The organism is Streptomyces sp. NPDC057702, assembly GCF_042799315.1.
Classification (GTDB): domain Bacteria; phylum Actinomycetota; class Actinomycetes; order Streptomycetales; family Streptomycetaceae; genus Streptomyces.
The window spans coordinates 25,878-45,637 of the sequence record NZ_JBHVJC010000017.1 but is presented as its reverse complement, the minus strand read 5'-3'; the positions used below and the strand labels follow the sequence as shown (position 1 = coordinate 45,637).

General features: G+C 73.8%; 9 protein-coding genes. 2 read left to right on the top strand and 7 right to left on the bottom strand.

Annotated features, from left to right (window positions below):
- Positions 1-40: 40 nt before the first annotated feature.
- The 5 genes from glgB to ACFVFR_RS15075 form a co-directional block, all read right to left on the bottom strand.
- On the bottom strand, positions 41-2,263 hold the full coding sequence (gene glgB, locus ACFVFR_RS15095; protein WP_383701698.1) for a 1,4-alpha-glucan branching enzyme: 2,223 nt from the start codon (positions 2,261-2,263) through the stop codon (positions 41-43).
- Between the two features lie 152 nt (positions 2,264-2,415).
- Complete coding sequence (locus ACFVFR_RS15090) at positions 2,416-4,203, bottom strand: maltokinase (protein WP_383701465.1); 1,788 nt, start codon at positions 4,201-4,203, stop codon at positions 2,416-2,418.
- A 568-nt stretch (positions 4,204-4,771) separates the two neighbouring features.
- Positions 4,772-6,520, bottom strand: a complete 1,749-nt coding sequence (gene treS, locus ACFVFR_RS15085) for a maltose alpha-D-glucosyltransferase (RefSeq protein WP_383701463.1) — start codon at positions 6,518-6,520, stop codon at positions 4,772-4,774.
- Positions 6,517-8,601: an alpha-1,4-glucan--maltose-1-phosphate maltosyltransferase gene (locus tag ACFVFR_RS15080; RefSeq protein ID WP_383701461.1), complete on the bottom strand. Its 2,085-nt coding sequence runs from the start codon at positions 8,599-8,601 to the stop codon at positions 6,517-6,519. The genes treS and ACFVFR_RS15080 overlap by 4 nt, the downstream gene beginning before the upstream one ends.
- A 329-nt stretch (positions 8,602-8,930) precedes the next feature.
- Complete coding sequence (locus ACFVFR_RS15075) at positions 8,931-9,857, bottom strand: helix-turn-helix transcriptional regulator (RefSeq protein ID WP_383701459.1); 927 nt, start codon at positions 9,855-9,857, stop codon at positions 8,931-8,933.
- A gap of 261 nt (positions 9,858-10,118) precedes the next feature.
- Between ACFVFR_RS15075 and glgP the strand changes: the two genes are divergently transcribed.
- Positions 10,119-12,884: an alpha-glucan family phosphorylase gene (glgP, locus tag ACFVFR_RS15070; protein WP_383701457.1), complete on the top strand. Its 2,766-nt coding sequence runs from the start codon at positions 10,119-10,121 to the stop codon at positions 12,882-12,884.
- Between the two features lie 110 nt (positions 12,885-12,994).
- Here glgP and ACFVFR_RS15065 read toward each other — a convergent pair whose 3' ends face one another.
- Together ACFVFR_RS15065 and ACFVFR_RS15060 are read right to left on the bottom strand one after the other, a co-directional pair.
- Entirely contained in the window at positions 12,995-14,641 is a 1,647-nt protein-coding gene (locus ACFVFR_RS15065; RefSeq protein ID WP_383701455.1) for a M4 family metallopeptidase, read from the bottom strand.
- A 294-nt stretch (positions 14,642-14,935) separates the two neighbouring features.
- Positions 14,936-17,221, bottom strand: coding sequence for a M4 family metallopeptidase (locus ACFVFR_RS15060; RefSeq protein WP_383701452.1), 2,286 nt, complete (start codon positions 17,219-17,221; stop codon positions 14,936-14,938).
- A gap of 584 nt (positions 17,222-17,805) precedes the next feature.
- Here ACFVFR_RS15060 and ACFVFR_RS15055 point away from each other — a divergent pair.
- Positions 17,806-18,336: a DinB family protein gene (locus tag ACFVFR_RS15055; RefSeq protein ID WP_383701449.1), complete on the top strand. Its 531-nt coding sequence runs from the start codon at positions 17,806-17,808 to the stop codon at positions 18,334-18,336.
- The last annotated feature ends 1,424 nt before the right edge of the window (positions 18,337-19,760 follow it).

The window sequence follows — 19,760 nt, the reverse complement described above, 5'->3', positions numbered from 1 at the left end:
CAGCCCCCTTCTCGGCCCGGTGGCCGAGCCCGCGGCCGGTTCACTCGGGCCGGAGCCAGATGGTCGCCAGCGGTGGCAGCACCGGTGTGAGCGAGGTGGGTCGGCCGTGCCAGCCCACCGGTTCGGCCTTCAGCGGGTCCGGGTTGCCCACCCCGCCGCCGCCGTACCGCTCCGCGTCCGTGTTCAGCGCCTCCACCCATACGGGGACCTCGGCCGGCACCCCGATCCGGTAGGCGTGCCGTACCACCGGCGACATGTTGCTCACGCACACCAGGGGCGTGCCGTCCGCCGCGTGGCGCGTGAAGGCGAACACGTTGTCCCCCGCCGCGTCGGCCTCGATCCAGGCGAACCCCTCGGGCGAGGTGTCCCGCTCCCACAGGGCCGGCGTGGCCGCGTAGCGCGTGTTGAGGTCGCGGACCAGGTCCCGTACGCCCCGGTGGTCGGGTTCGGCCGCGTACGCCGGGTCCAGCAGCCACCAGTCGGGGCCGTGTTCCTGTGACCACTCCGCGCCCTGGGCGAACTCCTGCCCCATGAAGAGGAGTTGCTTGCCCGGGTGGGCCCACATGAACGCCAGGTACGCCCGGTGGTTGGCTCGCCGCTGCCACCAGTCGCCCGGCATCTTGGAGACCAGCGCGCGCTTGCCGTGCACCACCTCGTCGTGCGAGATGGGCAGCACGTAGTTCTCCGAGTACGCGTACACCATCGAGAACGTCATCTCGTGGTGGTGGTAGGCGCGGTGTACCGGCTCGCGGGCCAGGTAGCCGAGGGAGTCGTGCATCCAGCCCATGTTCCACTTCAGCCCGAAGCCGAGCCCGCCCAGGCCGGTGGGGCCCACGTGGTGGGTCGCGCGGGTCACCCCGTCCCAGGCGGTGGACTCCTCGGCGATGGTCACCACCCCCGGGCAGCGCCGGTAGACGGTGGCGTTCGTCTCCTGGAGGAAGGCCACCGCGTCCAGGTCCTCCCGGCCGCCGCGCGCGTTGGGCGTCCAGGAGCCGGGCTCGCGCGAGTAGTCGAGGTAGAGCATCGAGGCCACGGCGTCCACGCGCAGCCCGTCGACGTGGAACTCCTCGCACCAGTACACCGCGTTGGCCACCAGGAAGTTGCGTACCTCGCGGCGCCCGTAGTCGAAGACGAGCGTGCCCCAGTCCGGGTGCGCCGCCCGCGTCGGGTCGCCGTGTTCGTACAGCGGCCTGCCGTCGAACTCCGCCAGTGCCCAGTCGTCGCGGGGGAAGTGCGCCGGCACCCAGTCCAGCAGCACCCCGATCCCGGCCTGGTGCAGGGCGTCCACCAGGTACCGGAAGTCGTCCGGGGTGCCGAGTCGGGCGGTGGGCGCGTAGAAGCCGGTCACCTGGTAACCCCACGAGCCGCCGAAGGGATGCTCGGCGACCGGCATGAACTCCACGTGTGTGAAGCCCAGGTCACGGACGTAGTCGGGGAGCTGCTCGGCGAGCTCGCGGTAGCCCAGGCCCGGCCGCCACGAAGGCAGGTGCACCTCGTAGACCGAGAACGGCGCCTCGGTCACCGGGCGCGCGGTCCGCCCCGCCAGCCACTCCTGGTCCCGCCACCGGTGGTGCGAGGCGTCCACGACGGAGGCCGTGGCCGGTGGGCACTCGGTGCGCCGCGCCATCGGGTCGGCGCGCACCGTGTGCGAGCCGTCGGGCCGGGTGATCTCGAACTTGTACAGCGTCCCCTCGCCCACCCCCGGCAGGAACAGCTCCCACACCCCGCTGGACCCGAGCGACCGCATGGGGTAGGCGGTCCCGTCCCAGTACGCGAAGTCCCCCACCACCCGCACGCCCAGCGCGTGGGGCGCCCAGACCGTGAACCGGGTGCCGGCCACGCCCTGGTGGACCATCGGCCGCGCGCCCAGCGCCCGCCACAGTTCCTCGTGCCGCCCCTCGCCGATCAGGTGCAGGTCGAACGCGCCGAGCGCGGGCAGGAAGCGGTACGGGTCGTGGGTGACCGGCTCCTCGTCCAAGTCGTCGGCCCGTTCCTCGTACGCGACCAGCAGGTGGTACTCCGGCACCTCGGACATTGGCAGCACGCCCGCGAACAGGCCGTCCCCCTCGGAGTACAGCGGCGCTCGCAGCCCCCGCGCCACGACCGTGACCGTGCGCGCGTAGGGCCGCAGCACGCGAAAGCGCACCCCCGCCGGCTCCGGGTGCGCGCCCAGCACCGCGTGCGGGTCGTGGTGCTCACCGGCCAGCAACCGCCGGCGCTCCGCCACGTCCAGCGGCGCGGCGGGCCGCACCTCGGGCGGCAGGTGCTCGCGCGTCCGCTCCGTACGCACCGTGAGCTGGGCCGGCGGCGTGGTGGGAGGCGGCGGCGGGGTGGGGCGCGAGGCCGGTCGGGGTGGGCGCCGGGCGCGGGAGCCCTCGGACGGCGCCGACCGGGGGGCGGGGGACGGGCGTGCGGTCACGGGGAGTCCTCCAGGACGTGAGAGGGCGAGGGGAGCCCGGCTCCTGCCGGGTCCCGGGCGGCGGGCCCGGCCAGCCGCCGGATGGCCGACAGGGGCACGGGCAGCCAGTCCGGCCGGTGCCTGGCCTCGTAGAGCACCTCGTAGACGGCCTTGTCGGTCTCGAACGCGCGCAACAACTCCGGCTCCGCGCGCGGGTCGTGGCCGCTGGCGGCGGCGTAGCCCGCGCAGTACGCGGCCCGGGCGCCGCGCGCCCACTCCGGGGGCCCCGCCGCGCCGGTGCCGGGCCCGTTTTGGGCGCCCACCGCCGCCGCGTAGTCGAACGACCGGAGCATGCCGGCGATGTCGCGCACCACGGGCTGCGGGCGCCGCCGCTCGGCCAGCGGGCTGGCGGGCTCGCCCTCGAAGTCGATCAGGCTCCACCGCCCGTCGCGCGTGTCCCGCAGCGCCTGCCCCAGGTGCAGGTCGCCGTGGACGCGCTGGGCCGGCCACACCCGCCCGCTCTCCCCGAGCGCGGCGAGGTCGGCGTAGGCGGTGCGCAGCGCCCGCCGGAAGGGCCGCAGCGCGGGAACGGCACTCGCGGCGGCGTCCAGCCGACGCGACATGGCGGCCGTCAGGCGCGCGATCTGCGGCGGGCCGAGCACGGCGGTCGGCAGCGAGCGCGCCAGCGCCAGGTGCACCTCGGCGGTGGCCTGCCCCAGCGCGTGCGCGGCGTCGGCGAAGCGGGCGCCGCCGGCGAGCCGGTCCAGGGCGTACTGCCAGCCGTCGACGGAGTCGGCGAGATAGGGCTGGAGCAGTCCGAGCGTCAGCGTCTCGCCCGGCCCCGCCCCCGCCCGGGCGGCCTCGGCCGGCGCCGTGGCCTCGAACCACGCGGTGGGCGGCGGTACGCGGCGACAGCCCGTGCGCGCCAGCGCGAGCGCCACCTCCAGGTCCGGGTTGACGCCCGGGGCGATCCGGCGGAAGACCTTGAGGATGTACGTGTCGCCGTACACCACCGAGGAGTTGGACTGCTCGGCGGCGAGCGGGCGGGGGGTGAGGCCGGCGGCGATGGTGGCCCCGGGCGCGTGCCTGAAGCGCAGTGGCCCCGCTCGCCCCGGCACCCGCAGGCGTTCCAGGAGGAGCGCGGCCTGACGTGGATCGGCCAGCGCCTCGTAGAGCGGGCAGCCGCGCAGCGGGCCGGACGCCGGGCGGCCGACGAGCGCGTGCGCCAGCCGCGCCGGCGCCGCCCCACCCGCCGCCGGCTCCGGCGCCCCGCCCACCGTCGCACGGGCGTCGTCGGTCGGTGGGAGCACGCCGAGCAGCAGCTGGTAGCAGTCCGCCGGCGCGGCGGGCGGCCGTGCGCGCGCCGAGGAGGATGGTTTCGCCAGCGGCCCGCCGCCGTCGCCGGTGCCGGCCTCGCCGGCGCCCTCGGCCGCGCCCCCGTCGGCTCCGGCCCCGGTGGCCCCGTCGCCTTCGGCGGCCTCGTCGGCCTCGGTACGGGACGCGGGCTGGTGGACGCGGACGAGCAGGTGCAGCAGCCCCGCCGGGCCGCCGGGCCGCGCGCAGGGCAGCAGTTCCGTCGCCGAGACCAGCGTGAAGCCGCTGATCGGCCGACCCTTGCCGGCGAACCAGCGCTGCTGTGGCAACCAGGTCACCAGCAGCGGCGCCAACGAGGTCAGCAGCGCGTCGCCGTCGGCCGGCCGCGTGGCGCCGACCGGAACCGTGGCCGGTGCCCGGCCCGTACGCGAGGCGTACCCCGTCGCCGAGGAGGTGGGGGGTGACCCCCGGGACATGGAGGAGTCCGACATGACGTCGCGTCCTTTCCCCGGGGCACACGACAGATAGGACGAAGTGTCCCGGATTGCGCCATTTTCTGAGCGGCGGCGCGCTGTGGAAGTACCTCGGGGAGCCGCCCCGACCACGCCTGGCGGGGCCGACGCGGGGATGAGGCGGGGGCCGACGCGGGGGAGGAGAGGGCTGACGCGGGGGGCGCGGGCCGGGACGCGGCACGGTGTGCGGGACGGGGCGGGGGAGCGGGGCCCGGAGCGGGGAAGACGACAGGGCCGGCGCCCCGCCGCGCGCGGGGACGCCGACCCTGGGGTCCGGCCGATCCGATCACCCGGCCGGATGGCCGGCCAGCCGGATGGCCAGCCAGCCGGATGGGCGGTCGGACGGTCGGTGAGTCGGTCAGCCGGAGAGTCAGATGGCCGACCAGCCACCTCGCCGGATGGTCGGCCAGTCGGTCAGGGAGCCGGGCGGTCCCGTTGGTAGGCCGGACGGTCGGTCGGCCAGACGACCCGTCGGCCGCGTCGGCCGGACGGTCCGTCGGTCGGCCCGGCTCGTCGCCGCGTGGTGGCGTCGACGGGCCGGGGCCGGTCAGCTCACCGGTACCCGCTCGGGGTGGGCGGGCGCCTCCGTGCGGTCGACGCCGTCGGCGGGACGCAGCCGGAACCAGTAGAAGCCGTGCCCGGCCAGGGTGAGCAGGTAGGGCAGTTCACCGATGGCGGGGAAGCGCACGCCCCCGATGAGCTCGACCGGGTGGCGCCCGTTGAACGCCCCCAGGTCCAGCTCCGTCGGCTGGGAGAAACGCGAGAAGTTGTTCACGCACAGCACCAGGTCGTCGCCGTACTCGCGCAGGAACGCCAGAACGGCCGGGTTGCTCGACGGCAGCTCGGTGAAGGAGCCGAGCCCGAAGGCCGGGTTCTGCTTGCGGATCTCGATCATGCGACGGGTCCAGTGCAGCAGCGAGGAGGGGCTGCTCATGGCCGCCTCGACGTTGGTCACCTGGTAGCCGTAGACCGGGTCCATGATCGTGGGGAGGAACAGCCGCCCCGGGTCGCACGAGGAGAAGCCCGCGTTGCGGTCCGGGGTCCACTGCATCGGGGTGCGTACGGCGTCGCGGTCGCCGAGCCAGATGTTGTCGCCCATGCCGATCTCGTCGCCGTAGTAGAGGATCGGCGAGCCCGGCAGCGCCAGCAGCAGCGCGGTGAACAGCTCGATCTGGTTGCGATCGTTGTCGAGGAGCGGGGCCAGCCGGCGCCGGATGCCGATGTTGGCCCGCATGCGCGGGTCCTTGGCGTACTCCGCGTACATGTAGTCACGTTCCTCGTCCGTGACCATCTCCAGCGTGAGCTCGTCGTGGTTGCGCAGGAAGATGCCCCACTGACAGCCGGAGGGGATGGCCGGGGTCTTGGCGAGGATTTCCGAGACCGGGTAGCGGGACTCGCGGCGCACCGCCATGAAGATGCGCGGCATGACGGGGAAGTGGAAGGCCATGTGGCACTCGTCGCCGCCGCGCCGGAAGTCGCCGAAGTAGTCCACGACGTCCTCCGGCCACTGGTTGGCCTCGGCCAGCAGCACGGTGTCCGGGTAGTGCGCGTCGATCTCCGCCCGCACGCGCTTGAGCAGGTCGTGCGTGCGCGGCAGGTTCTCGCAGTTGGTGCCCTCCTCGGCGTACAGGTAGGGCACCGCGTCCAGTCGGAAGCCGTCGATGCCCAGGTCGAGCCAGAACCGCAGCGCGGCGATGACCTCCTCCTGCACGGCGGGGTTCTCGAAGTTGAGGTCGGGCTGGTGCGAGAAGAAGCGGTGCCAGTAGTACTGCTGGCGCACCGGGTCGAAGGTCCAGTTCGACGCCTCGGTGTCCACGAAGATGACGCGCGCGTCCGCGTACCGCTTGTCGTCGTCCGCCCAGACGTAGTAGTCGCCGTAGGGCCCGGTCGGGTCCTTGCGGGACTGCTGGAACCACTCGTGCTGGTCGCTGGTGTGGTTCATGACGAAGTCGATGATCACGCGCATGCCGCGCTGGTGGGCGGCGTCCACGAACTCGACGAAGTCGGCCAGGTCCCCGAAGTCGGGGAGCACGGCGGTGTAGTCGGACACGTCGTAGCCGCCGTCGCGCAGCGGCGAGGCGAAGAACGGTGGCAGCCAGAGGCAGTCGACGCCCAGCCACTGCAGGTAGTCGAGCTTGGCGGTGAGGCCCTTGAGGTCGCCGATGCCGTCCCCGTTGCTGTCCTGGAAGGAACGGACCAGTACCTCGTAGAACACGGCACTCTTGAACCAGTCCGGGTGGCGATCCCCGGCCGGAGTGTCCTCGAAGGTGTCCTGTACGGGCTCGTTGACGATCATTGTGTGGGTGACCCTCCGATCGGTGAGGACGGTCGCAGCGAGAACACGTGCGCGGGCGCGATACCGCTGCCCGGCTCTAGGCGCACGTAGTTGTCGCTGCCCCAGTGGTAGGTGGAGCCGGTGAGCTCGTCGCGCACCGACAGGGACTCATGCCAGTCCAGGCCGAGTTCTGGCATGTCCAACGACACCGTGGCCTCGTGGGTGTGGTGGGGGTCGAGGTTGACCACGGTCAGCACGCAGTCCCCGGCCGTGCCCCGCGCGTCCGCCTCCCGCCGCGCGCCCCGGATCGGCCGCGCCCCGGGCCGGCGCTCGACCGCCGGCTCGGACCTGCGTTCGGGCACCCGCTTGGAGTAGGCGATCACCGCGTCGTTGTCCGTGCGGTGGAAGCGCAGGTTGCGGAGCTGCCGCAGTGCGGGGTGGTGCCGCCGCAGCCGGTTGAGTGTGGTGATCAGCGGGGTGATGGTGGCCCCGGCCCGCTCCGCGCCGGCCCAGTCGCGCGGGCGGAGCTCGTACTTCTCCGAGTGCAGGTACTCCTCGCTGCCCGCGCGTAGCGGGGTGGCCTCGCACAGCTCGTAGCCGGCGTACAGGCCCCAGGACGGCGAGAGGGTGGCGGCCAGCACGGCGCGGATCTCGAACGCGGCCCGGCCGCCCTCCTGGAGGTAGGCGTGCAGGATGTCGGGGGTGTTGACGAAGAGGTTGGGCCGCATGTGGGCGGCGTCGTCGCCGGCCAGCTCGCCCAGGTAGTCGGTCAGCTCCCGCTTCCCGTTGCGCCAGGTGAAGTACGTGTACGACTGCTGGAAGCCGACGGCCGCCAGGGTGCGCATCATCGCGGGCCGGGTGAACGCCTCGGCGAGGAAGATCACCCCGGGGTCGGTGCGGTTGACGTCGGCGATCACCTTCTCCCAGAAGACCACCGGCTTGGTGTGCGGGTTGTCCACCCGGAAGATCCGCACCCCGCGCGCCATCCAGAAGCGCAGCACCCGCAGCGTCTCGCGGACGATGCCCGGCAGGTCCGCGTCGAAGTCGATCGGGTAGATGTCCTGGTACTTCTTCGGCGGGTTCTCCGCGTACGCGATGCTGCCGTCGGGGCGGTGGTGGAACCAGTGCGGATGGCTGGTCACCCACGGGTGGTCCGGCGAGCACTGGAGCGCGAAGTCGAGGGCCACCTCAAGGCGCAGCTCGTGAGCCCTGGCGACGAAGTGGTCGAAGTCCGCCAGGGTGCCCAGGTCGGGATGGACGGCGTCGTGCCCGCCGGCCGCCGAGCCGATCGCCCACGGCGAGCCCACGTCGTGCGGGCCGGCCGTGAGCGTGTTGTCGGGGCCCTTGCGGAAGGAGGTGCCGATGGGGTGGATCGGCGGCAGGTAGACCACGTCGAAGCCCATCGCGGCGATCGCCGGCAGCCGCTCGGCGGCGGTCCGCAGGGTGCCGCTGACCGGTGGCGCGCCCTCGGCCAGCACGGCGCCCTCGGAGCGCGGGAACATCTCGTACCAGGAGCCGAACAGCGCGCGCTCGCGCTCGACCTGGAGCGGCGCCGGGCGCGAGGTGGTCACCAGCTCACGCAGCGGGTACCGGTCCAGGGCGGCCACCACCTCGGGGGCGAACGCGGCGGCGAGCCGGTCGGCCACCTGACGGTCCTGGTCGGCCAGCGCGTCCACCGCGCCCAGCACGGCCTCGCGGCCGGTGTTCTTCGGTACGTCGGCGGCGGCGCGCTCGTGCAGGTGCGCCCCCTCGGCGAGCACCAGCTCGGTGTCGATGCCGGCCGGCACCTTGATCCGGGCGTGCGCCCGCCAGGTGGCCACCGGGTCACTCCACGCCTCGACCGTGTACGTCCAGCGCCCCTCGCGGTCGGGCGTGACGTCGGCGCCCCAGCGGTCCGTACCCGGTTCCAGCTCGCGCATCGGCGTCCAGGGGCCGCTGCGCCCGGCGGGGTCGCGCAGCACCACGTTCGCCCCGACCGCGTCGTGCCCCTCGCGAAAGACGGTGGCGCTGACCTGGAACGTCTCGCCGACCACCGCCTTCGCTGGGCGCCTGCCGCAGTCAACGAGCGGGCGGATGGCCAACACGGGAATACGGCCGATCACGAGATCACCTCGGCGTCGCTGGCGTGCGGGGCAGTGATCTTTCTACCGGGTGGGCACACCCATCCCCGGGCACGCGCGGGGCCGCTGCGGGCCGCGTTCACCCGAGTGGGCGGATCGCCCCGAACCGGTACGAACCGGGCCGCCCGGCGCCCACGCTCCTCCGACACCCCCACAGAGGCCCGGCCGGCACCGCCACGCCGCCCGGCCCGTCGCCGCCCACGCCGAGCCCGCCACGCCGCCCAGCCTCAACGCCTACGCCTACGCCTACACCTGCGCGCGCACCGACGCCGACGCCGGCTTCGGTGTCGACGCCGGCCTCAGCCTCGGCGTCAGTCGCTCAGGCGCCCCGCGGGGTGGTCCGGGGCGCGCGTCGGCCCGCTGTCGGGGCCCGGCGCGTACGTCGGGTCGGCCGCCGCCATGCCGCCCAGCAGCCGCAGGCCCGCGTCCGAGGGCGAGCCCGGCTCCGCGCTGAGCGCCAGCATGCTCTGCCCGCCCGAGTCGGGCAGGCGCAGCATCTGGAAGGACAGCTCCAGCGGCCCCACCAGCGGATGGTGGAAGAGCTTGACGCCGCTGACGCAGCCGCGCACCGGATGCCGGGACCACAGGGCCGCGAACTCGGAACTCTTCATCGTCAACTCGCCTACCAGTTCCGCGAGTTGGCGATCCTCGGGATACTCGCCGGCCGCCAGGCGCAGCGAGGAGACCGCGCGCCGCGCCTCGCCCTCCCAGTCCGGGTACAGCTCCCGCGCGTGCGGGTCCAGGAACAGCAGGCGCTGGGTGTTCGGGCGCTCGGCGGGCCGCTCCGGCGCCGCCACGGGCACGTGCCCGGCCAGCAGCGCGTGCCCCAGCGGGTTCCACGTCAGCACGTCGTAGCGCGCGTCCAGCAGCAGCGCGGGAACCGCGTCCATCGCCGCGATGAGCTGCCGGGCGGCGGGCCGCGCCGTCGCGGCGCGCGGGGCCGGGCGGCGCGGTGCGCGCGCCGGGTGGGCCAGGTTGCGCAGGTGCGCGTGCTCGTCCGGGCTCAGTCGCAGCGCGCGGGCGATGGCGTCCAGGACCCCGTCCGAGGCGTTGCCGCTCTGGCCCTGTTCCAGCCGGGTGTAGTACGCCACGCTCACCCCGGCGAGCTGGGCCAGCTCCTCGCGGCGCAGTCCCGGGACCCGGCGCTGACCCCCGTACGAGACCAGTCCGACGTCCGCGGGCTGGAGTCGGGCGCGGCGGCTGCGGAGGAAGTCGCCCAGTTCGGCTGGTGTGTCCATGGCCCCAGTGTCCGTCAGCGCCGGGCTGTCGTGCCTGCCCCTGTCAGGGGCAGGCAGCGGGGCCGGGCGCGCCGGCTCCGCGCGCCGCCCGCCCGCGAGCGCCCGCCGCCCGTCGCGTACGGGGGCGCGCCCCGGAGCGGGCTCGCGGGGTCACCCGTTCAGGCAGTCGCTCAACGGACAAATAGAGCGTGCGCCTACAGACACGAAGAAATTTCGTGGATATGGGCGAACCGACCCGGTGGCCGCCGCTACCGTCGCAGCGTGAAGGCCATTCGTCGTTTCAGCGTGCGCCCCGTCCTCCCGGAACCTCTACGACCGCTCAGCGATCTCGCGCGTAACGTGCGCTGGTCCTGGCACCCCGAGACCCGCGACCTGTTCCAGGCCGTGGACCCGGACGGCTGGCGGGCCGCCGGCGGCGACCCGGTACGCCTCCTCGGCTCGGTCTCCGCCGACCGGCTCGCCCACCTCGCCGCCGACCCCGCGTTCGCCCGCCGCGTCGCCGAGGTCGCCGACGAACTGCGCGCGTACCTGACCGGACCGCGCTGGTACCAGCGGCGGGCCGAGCGGCCGGCCGACGGCGAGGACACCCCTTCGACGGGCGCGCCGCCCCGGGCCGTCGCCTACTTCTCGCCCGAGTTCGGCATCACCGCCGCCCTGCCCCAGTACTCCGGCGGCCTGGGCATCCTCGCCGGCGACCACCTCAAGTCCGCCAGCGACCTCGGCGTACCGCTGATCGGCGTCGGACTGCTCTACCGGCACGGCTACTTCCGGCAGACGCTCTCGCGCGAGGGCTGGCAGCAGGAGCACTACCCCGTCCTGGACCCGAACGAGCTGCCGCTGACGCTGCTGCGCGCGCCCGACGGCACCCCCGTGCGCGTCACCCTCGCCCTGCCGGAGGGGCGCTCGCTGCACGCGCACGTCTGGACGGCGAGCGTGGGCCGGGTCCCGCTGCTGCTGCTCGACTCCGACGTGGCGGGCAACGCGCCGCGCGAGCGCGACGTCACCGACCGGCTCTACGGGGGCGGCGGCGAACACCGGCTGCTCCAGGAACTGCTGCTCGGTATCGGTGGCGTGCGCGCCGTGCGCGCCTTCTGCGCCCACACCGGGCACCCGGCGCCCGAGGTCTTCCACACCAACGAGGGGCACGCCGGCTTCCTCGGCCTGGAGCGCATCCGCGAACTGAGCGCGGCCGGCGCCGACTTCGACACCGCCCTGGAGTCCGTGCGCGCCGGGACCGTCTTCACCACGCACACCCCCGTACCCGCCGGCATCGACCGCTTCGAGCGCGAACTGGTCGCCCGCCACCTCGGCGAGGGCGGCGAACTGGCCGAGCTGCCCGTCGACCGCGTCCTGGCGCTGGGCCGGGAGACCTACCCCGGCGGCGAGGACAACCTCTTCAACATGGCCGTGATGGGCCTGCGCCTGGCCCAGCGCGCCAACGGCGTCTCCACCCTGCACGGACAGGTCAGCCGGCAGATGTTCGCGGGCCTGTGGCCGGGCTTCGACGCCGCCGAAGTGCCCGTCACCGCCATCACCAACGGGGTGCACGCCCCGACCTGGGTCGCGCCCGAGGTCGCCCGGCTCGACATCGCACGCCTCGCCGACGCGCAGCCCCTCCCGGACCGGCCCCTCCCGGACCGGCCCGCCACGGGCCACGCCGCCGCGCGGGCCGCCGCGCGAGCCCCGGAGGAGGGCGTACGGCGTGCCGACACGGCGCCCACCACCTCCGACGCGGAGCTGTGGGCGCTGCGTCGGACGCTGCGCGAACGCCTGGTCCTCGACGTGCGCGAACGGCTGGCCGCCTCCTGGCGGCAGCGCGGCGCCGACCGCGCCGAACTCGGCTGGATCGACGGCGTGTTGGACCCGGACGTGCTCACCGTCGGCTTCGCTCGCCGCGTCCCGGCGTACAAGCGGCTCACCCTGATGCTGCACGACCCGCAGCGGCTGACGGAGTTGTTGCTGCATCCCGAGCGGCCGGTGCAGATCGTCGTCGCGGGCAAGGCGCACCCGGCCGACGACGGTGGCAAGCGCCTCATCCAGGAGTTGGTGCGCTTCGCCGACGACGCCCGGGTCCGCCACCGGCTGGTCTTCCTGCCCGACTACGGCATGGCCATGGCCCAGCGCCTGTACCCCGGCTGCGACGTGTGGCTGAACAACCCGCTGCGCCCCCTGGAGGCGTGCGGTACCTCCGGCATGAAGGCCGCCCTCAACGGCTGCCTCAACCTGTCGGTCCGGGACGGCTGGTGGGACGAGTGGTACGACCCGGACTTCGGCTGGGCCATTCCCACCGCCGACGGGCCCACCGAAGCCGGCGAGGGCGAGGCGGCCGGCGCCGACCGGGACCGGCGCGACGCGCTGGAGGCCGCCGCGCTCTACGACCTGCTGGCCCACCAGATCACCCCCCGCTTCTACGCGCGCGGGGCCAGCGGACTGCCCGACCACTGGATCGCCATGGTCCGCCGCACCCTGACCACGCTGGGCCCCAAGGTCCTGGCGGGGCGGATGGTGCGCGAGTACGTGGAGCGGCTGTACGTGCCGGCCGCCCGCGCCCACCGCGCCACCAGCGGCGCCACCGCGCAGCAACTGGCCCACTGGAAGGCCCGGGTGCGCGCGGCCTGGCCGGGCGTGGCGGTGGACCACGTCCGGGCCGAGGGCGAACCGGGCCCGGCCGACCCCGCCGGGGAGAGCGCCACGGTCGAACTCGGCAGCACGCTGACGCTGCGGGTGGGGGTCACCCTGGGCGATCTGGCCCCCGAGGACGTGGAGGTGCAGGCGCTGGCCGGGCCGGTGGACGAGGTGGACCGGATCGGCGCCGCCCGCGCGGTGCCGCTCAAGCCGGTCGGCGGGCCGAGCCTGGAGGGGCGCTGGTCGTACGAGGGACCGCTGACCCTGGACCGCTCCGGCCCGTACGGCTACACCGTGCGCGTGCTGCCCTGTCACGAACTGCTCGCCAACAGCGCGGAGTTGGGCCTGTTGGTCGCGCCGACCGAGCACACGGAGCCGGTGGCCGGGCCGCTCCCGCGCTGACCCGGCCCGCGCGGCGGCCCCGCGCGCACGACACGAGGCGGGCCCGGGGAACGTGTCCCCGGGCCCGCCCCGTCATCCGCTACGGCGCCCCGGTCGGCGCCGCCGGCGCGCTACTTGACGTTGACACCGGCCCAGGCCGCGTCCACGCCCTTGACCTCGGCGCTGTCCGCGCCGTAGAGGTCGGTGGCCGCCTTGAGGGTGGCCTCGCGGGCGGCGGCGTAGTCCGTGTTGGACGTCATGTACGTGGTCAGGGCCTTGAACCAGATCTTCTCGGCCTTGTCCCGCCCGATGCCCTCGACGGTGGAGCCGTCGGCGGTGGGGCTGTCGTACTTCACGCCGTTGATCTCCTTGGCGCCGCTGCCCTCGGAGGCCAGGTAGAACCAGTGGTTGGCGATGCCGGACGAGTAGTGGACGTCCACGTCTCCGGCGTTCGCGTCCCAGTCGTCGAGCGAGCTGCCGTCCTTGGAGGGCTTGTCCATGTAGCGCAGCGGGCTGCCGTCGCCACGGATGTCGATCTCCTCGCCGATGAGGTAGTCGCCGACGTCCTCGCTGTTGTTCGCGTTGAACTCGACGGCCGTGGCGAAGATGTCGGAGGTGGCCTCGTTCAGGCCACCGGACTCGCCGCTGTAGGTGAGGTTGGCGGTGGCCGAGGTGACGCCGTGCGTCATCTCGTGGGCCGCGACGTCGATCGAGGTCAGCGGGTGGGTGTTGCCCGCGCCGTCGCCGTAGGTCATGCAGAAGCAGGAGTCCTGCCAGAACGCGTTGGAGTAGTTCTGGCCGTAGTGCACGTTGGACTTGGCGCCCTGGCCGTCGCCCCTGATGCCGTCGCGACCGTGCACGGACTTGTAGTAGTCCCAGGTCAGGGCCGCGCCGTAGTGGGCGTCGACGGCCGCGGTCTGCTCGTCGTCGGGCTTGCCGGTGCCCCACTTGTCGTCGTCGTCGGTGAACGCCTGGCCCTGGCCGCCCTGGCCGTTGTTCAGGTTCAGCGTCTGGTGGCCGCCGCGCTCGCCGTCGGTCAGCGTGTAGCCGCCGCCCTCCTTGGCGGTGCCCAGCTCGACCTCGCCGCTGTACTGGCTGGCGCCGGTGCCGTTGCGGACGCCCTGGAAGGTGAAGAGCTTCTTGCCGGTGTTGGCGTCGGTGATGACGTGCAGCTCGTTGGGCGTGCCGTCGGCCTGCGTGCCACCGATGACGGCCTCGTAGGCCAGGACCGGCGTGCCGTCGGCGGCCCAGATGACCTTGCGGGGCGCCTTGTCGGCCTTCGCCAGCTTGGCGTCGTCGGCCTGGGCGGCCTTGACCGCGGCCCGCTCGGCGGCGGACGGGGCGATGCCGGCCCGCGTGGAGTCGACCCTGATGGCGGCCTTGGTCGCCTTGGTGACGCCCTTGAGCGCGCCGCCCTTGGCCTCGTGGACGATCAGGTCGCCACCGAGCACCGGCAGGCCGGCGTAGGTGCGCTCGTAGCGGGTGTGGGTGGTGCCGTCGCCGTCCTTGACGACGTCCTTGACGACCAGCTTCTCCTGGGCGCCCAGGCCCAGCGTGTCCGCGGTCCTGACCGTGGTGCTGGTGGCCTCGCGCAGCAGCTCGGCGCGCTGCGAGGCGCTGAGCGGGACCGCGGTGGCCGAGGACGAGGCGTCGGCCGCGCCGGCGGTGCCGGTGCTCAGGCCGGTGGCCAGCAGCGCGGCGACCGCGGCGAGGGCGCCGCCGGCGGCGGCGGTGCGGCGGGCGCGGGTGGATCGGGGTATGCCAAAGGACGTGCTCACGCGAACTCCTTCTTGCCGTGGGGGGATGGACCGGCCGGCGGGAGCCGTCCGGTCACACAAGAGGTGCGGGTGTGAAGCGCGTGGGCAGACTGTCACACCAGACGCGAACATGTCATGGGGGCATCACCGTGACGTCGATATTTTGTTCGTTGTTGGTCCCATACCCTCCGGATACCGGACGAAGCGGCGCATGGGAGAGGCGTCGCCTGGGGGAACGTGCTCTCCCCAGGCGACGCCTGTCGAGGGGCCCGCGTCACCGCCGCTCACGGGACGGGGCTGGTGCCTTCCGGCGGGTCAGAAGCTCAGCTTCCAGCTGTTGATGTGGCCGCGGTCGGTCGAGTAGATGTCCTGCACCTTCAGGTTCCAGGTGCCGCTGGCCGTCACACCGCTGGCGTCCACGGTGTACGTCTCGGTCACGTTGTCCGCCGAGTCGTACGCGCTGGAGTTCTTCAGCCGGTACGTCTTGCCGTTCGGCGCCACCAGGTCGATCACCAGGTCGCCACGGTAGGGGTGCACGATGTCCACGCCCACCTTGAGTGCCGCGCTGCCGTTGCCGCCACGGTTGACCGTGATCGGCGAGTTCACCGCGTCGCCACCGTCCGGGATCTGCACGTCGTCGGTGTTCTCGTAGACGGCGCCGTCGTCCGCGCCGACGGTCCACTTGAACGAGGCGGTGCCCGTCTTGCCGGCCGGGTCGGTGACCGTGACCGTCACCTGGCTGGTGCCGACGGTGGTGGGAGTGCCCGAGATCAGACCGGTGGTCGCGTCGATGGACAGCCCCGCGGGCAGCCCGCTGGCGGCGTACGTCAGGGCCCCGGTGTTGGAGCTGGTCGCCTTGATCTGCAGGCTCGCGGCCTTGTTGACCACGCTGGTCTGGTCACCGGGGGCGGTGACGCTCACGCCACCGGGGGTGGGCACCCGCTGCCCGACGTTGACCGCGGCCCACGCGTTGGCCGTGCCCGCGTACTCCACGCTGTTCGTGCCGTACAGCTCGCCGGCCGCCCACAGCGTGGCGTCCCGGGCGCCCTTGTAGTCGGTGTTGGACTGCATCCGCTGCGACAGCGCCTTGAACCAGATCTTCTCGGCCGCGGCCCGGCCGATCGCCGTCACCGGCTGGTTGTCGTAGGTCGGGCTGTCGTGCGGGATGCCGTTGATGACCTTGGCGCCGCTGCCCTCGGAGGCCAGGTAGAACCAGTGGTTGGCCACACCGGACGAGTAGTGGACGTCGATGCTGCCGATGCCCGAGTACCAGTTGTCCTTGGACCGGTTGTCCTTGGAGGGCTTGTCCATGTACCGCAACGGCGTGCCGTTGCCGTTGATGTCGATCTCCTCGCCGACCCAGTAGTCGCCCTTGTCGTTCGGGTTGTTCGCGTGGAACTCGACGGCGGCGGCGAAGATGTCGGAGGTGGCCTCGTTCAGACCGCCGGACTCGCCGCTGTAGACCAGGCGCGCGGTGTTGGAGGTGACGCCGTGCGTCATCTCGTGGGCCGCGACGTCGATCGAGGTCAGCGGGTGGGTGTTGCCCGAGCCGTCACCGTAGGTCATGCAGAAGCAGGAGTCGGTCCAGAAGGCGTTGACGTAGTTGTTGCCGTAGTGGACGCGCGAGTACGCTCCCACACCGTCGCCCCTGATCCCCGACCTGCCGTGCACGGACTTGTAGTAGTCCCAGGTCAGCGCCGCGCCGTAGTGCGCGTCCACGGCCGCGGTCTGGGTGTGGCCACCGGTTCCGTCGCCCCACGTGTCGTCGGGGTCGGTGAACAGCGTGCCCTGCCCCGAGGTGCCCCGGTTGAGGTTGTACGTCTTGTGGTTGCCGCGCTGGGTGTCGGTCAGGTTGTACGAACCCGAGCTGCCCGCCGTGCCCAGCGTCACCTGCCCGCTGTACTGGCTGTTGCCCGTGCCGTTGTGCACGGCCTGGTACTCGAAGAGCTTCTCGCCGGTGGTGGCGTCCGTGATCACGTGCAGCTCGTTGGGCGTACCGTCCGCCTGGAGCCCGCCCACGACCGTCTCGTACGCCAGGACCGGCTTGCCCGAGGCCGCCCAGATCACCTTGCGGGGCTCCTTGGCGGCCTCCGCCTTCTTCGAGTGGTCCGCCCGCGCGAGCCGCTCGGCCGACTCCTTGGCCACGGCCGGCCGCACGGTGGCGGTGGTCGAGGCCACCCGCACCCGGGACTTGACGGCCTTGGCGACCGACTCGAACCGGCCGGCCTTCGTCTCCTGGACCACCAGGTCGCCGCCGAGCACCGGCAGGCCCGCGTAGGTGCGCTCGTAACGGGTGTGCGTGGTGCCGTCCGCGTCCTGGGACACGTCCTTGACCAGCAGCTTCTCCTGGGCGCCGAGGCCCAACGTCTTCGCGGTCGCGGCCTTGGTGGCGTCGGCCTCCCGCAGCAGCTCGGCCCGCTTGGCCGGGGTGAGCTTGAGGGGCAGGGCGCCACGGTCGAGCGTCGAGGACAGCGGTGCCGAGGCGTCGGGCGACTCGGCGTCGGCGCTGGCGCTGACGGCCTGCACGCCGACCGCGAGCATGGCGGCTACGGCGACGAACGCGCCGGTGGTGGCTGTTCGTCGATGGGGGGTGCGTCTCACGCGAAACTCCTTCTACTGTCGCCGCGGTGGCGGCGGCCCAGGGGAGCCGGGCGGCTGGGTGGTCGTCCGGGCAGAGCGAGGCGGAGCTGGGACTGCGCGTGGGGGGGGGCGGTGCGACACGGGGACGTGTGCGCTGGCACGGCGCGGATGACCTCGGCCTGGAGAGCGGCGACCAGGCGGAGCGCGGTGGCGACGTGCGACTACGGGGACAGCGCGTGGCCCGATGTGCCGGACACGTGCGGTGCGACCGTCGCGCGGCGAGGTGCCGTGGGGGAGCCGCGTGGCAGACGAGGGGAAGAGTGCCACCGCCGTGACGAACATGTCAGGAGCACGTCGAGAAGTTGTCCAAAAACCTTCCGTTGACGCAACGCTGGTGTCCGTATAGCGGATGCGCCGGCGGGCCCGAGCCCCACCCGAGCCCCCGCGCCCCGCGCCCGGCGTCGCACCCGGCCTCGAACCCGGCGCGCCGGCGCCGCTCCGTCCCGGACCCGGGCCCCGTCTCCCGCCCCGGAGTCCCACTCCAGGCGACCCGCCCCGGCACGGCCACCGCCGCGCGAGCGGAACGGCTTTCGTACGATCACCAGATGACGAACCCCGCTGACACACTCGCCGAACCGCCTCAGACCCTCGCCGACCCCCGCGCGCTGCTCGACGGCTATCTGGACGCCTACCGCGACGCCCTGCACCGCAAGACGGCCGGCCTCACCGAGGGGGAGCTGCGCACCAGTCGACTGCCCTCCGGGTGGACGCCGTTGGAGCTGGTCAAGCACCTGACATACGTCGAGCTGCGCTGGCTGGACTGGGGCTTTCGGGGCACGGCCATGAGCGAGGAGCACGCCTGGGGCGACCGTGGCCCGGCCGACCGCTGGCACGTCGCCGACACCGAGACGGCGGCCGACGTCCTGGCCGAGCACCGCCGCCAGTGGGCGCTCTCGCGCGAGATCACCGCCGACGTCCCCGCCGAGCGCCGCGCGAGCCTGGGTGGCCGGTTCTCGACGGAGGAGGAGGCCCCGACCCTGGGCTGGATTCTCTTCCACCTCTTCCAGGAGTACGCCCGCCACCTCGGACACCTCGACGTGGCCCGCGAGTTGGCCGACGGCCAGACCGGGGAGTAACACCAGGCCAGGGGCCACTTCGGGCATCGGGGCGCGAGACCGACGACCGCCCCGGCCGGCCAGCGACGACGGCCGGGCGGTGCGCGAACCCGCACCGCCCGGCCCGTCGCGAGCCCCTGGCGGAATGCCGCAACGCCTCGCTGGCGGGACCCCGCCGCCCATCACGTGGACCCCGCCGCGCGAGCCCGCCGGCGAGGGCGGACCTGCGGTCGTCGCGTGCGGGTGGCGACCGGATCGCGCGCCGGGCCACGCCGGATCGAGCCGGAACGTGGGGGAGGGGTATCCGTCCCGACACGCTGGTGGGGGCGGGCTGGCCGGGTGCCCCCGGCGGAGGGAGAGATCCGGCCGGGTGCACCCGGCGAGGGAAGAGCGCTCTGGCCGGGTGTCCTGGTGGGGGGCGGGATCCGGCCGGGTGCCTCCGGCGAGGGAAGAGAGATCCGGACTGGTGCCCTGACGGGGAGACGGTTTCTTCCGCGCCGCGCGTGAGTGAGTGCCGGCTCTGGCTTGGTGCGTGGGGGTGGTGCTCGGGTGCGTTGGCGAGCGCGAGCCCTGGCTCAGCGGGCTGGGTGGGCTGACGCGTTGGTGCGCCTGCCGGACGACGGGGCGGGGCTCCGGCCGGACGGCGGGGCTTGGCCGGGTGGGGCGAGGGCTGGCCGCTTGGGGGCGGGGAAGCGTGGTCCGGTGGGCGGGGCGGAGGCCGGCCGGTTGAGATGAGGCCGGCTGGTGTGGCGGTGGCGCGGGAGCCCGACCCGGATGGCGCGGCAGTCTGGCTCGGTGGGTGGGCGATAGCCGGCGGGTGTGGCGAAGGCCCGTTGGGAGCGCCGGGGGGCTGGCCTGGGTGGCGCGGCAGTCTGGCCCGGTGGGTGGGGTGGTAGCCGGCGGGTGCGGCGAAGGCTCGTTGGGAGCGCCGGGGGGCTGGCCTGGGTGGCGCGGCAGTCTGGCCCGGTGGGCGAGGGCGGAAGTCGGCCGGGGCGGCAAGGGTCGGCCGGGTGGGCGAGGGCGTTAGTCGGCGGAGCCCAGCCGGGTGGTGCGAGAGCGGAAGCGTCTGGTCCGTGTGGCACGGAAGTCGGGCCGCGTTGGCGCGGCGGTCCGGCCCCGGTGGTGGGGCGGGGGCCGGTTGGGCGCGGCGGAGGTCGGCCGGGTGTGCCGGGCGGGCGGGCTCCTGGCCCCGGTGGTGGGGCGCGGGCCGGCCGGGTGCGCCGGGCGGCCCCTGGCCTCGGTGGTGGGGCGGAGCCCGGTGCGGGGCCGAGGCTTCGGCCGGCGGCGTTGGCGCGGGGGCGCACCGGTCGACGTGCTCGGGGCAGAGCCCCCACGCGACGGCGGGGTGTGAGCCGGCCACCCAGCTCACACCCCGCCGTCCGCGGTGTCACGGTCCCGGTGGTCCCCAGCGCCACTGCCGGCCGGTTCCGGCACACCGTCACCCC

Coding starts and splice junctions, on each gene's coding strand:
- ACFVFR_RS15090 (WP_383701465.1), bottom strand. CDS start 4,203: ATGTCGGACTCCTCCATGTCCCGGGGGTCACCCCCCACCTCCTCGGCG.
- treS (WP_383701463.1), bottom strand. CDS start 6,520: ATGATCGTCAACGAGCCCGTACAGGACACCTTCGAGGACACTCCGGCC.
- ACFVFR_RS15075 (WP_383701459.1), bottom strand. CDS start 9,857: ATGGACACACCAGCCGAACTGGGCGACTTCCTCCGCAGCCGCCGCGCC.
- ACFVFR_RS15055 (WP_383701449.1), top strand. CDS start 17,806: ATGACGAACCCCGCTGACACACTCGCCGAACCGCCTCAGACCCTCGCC.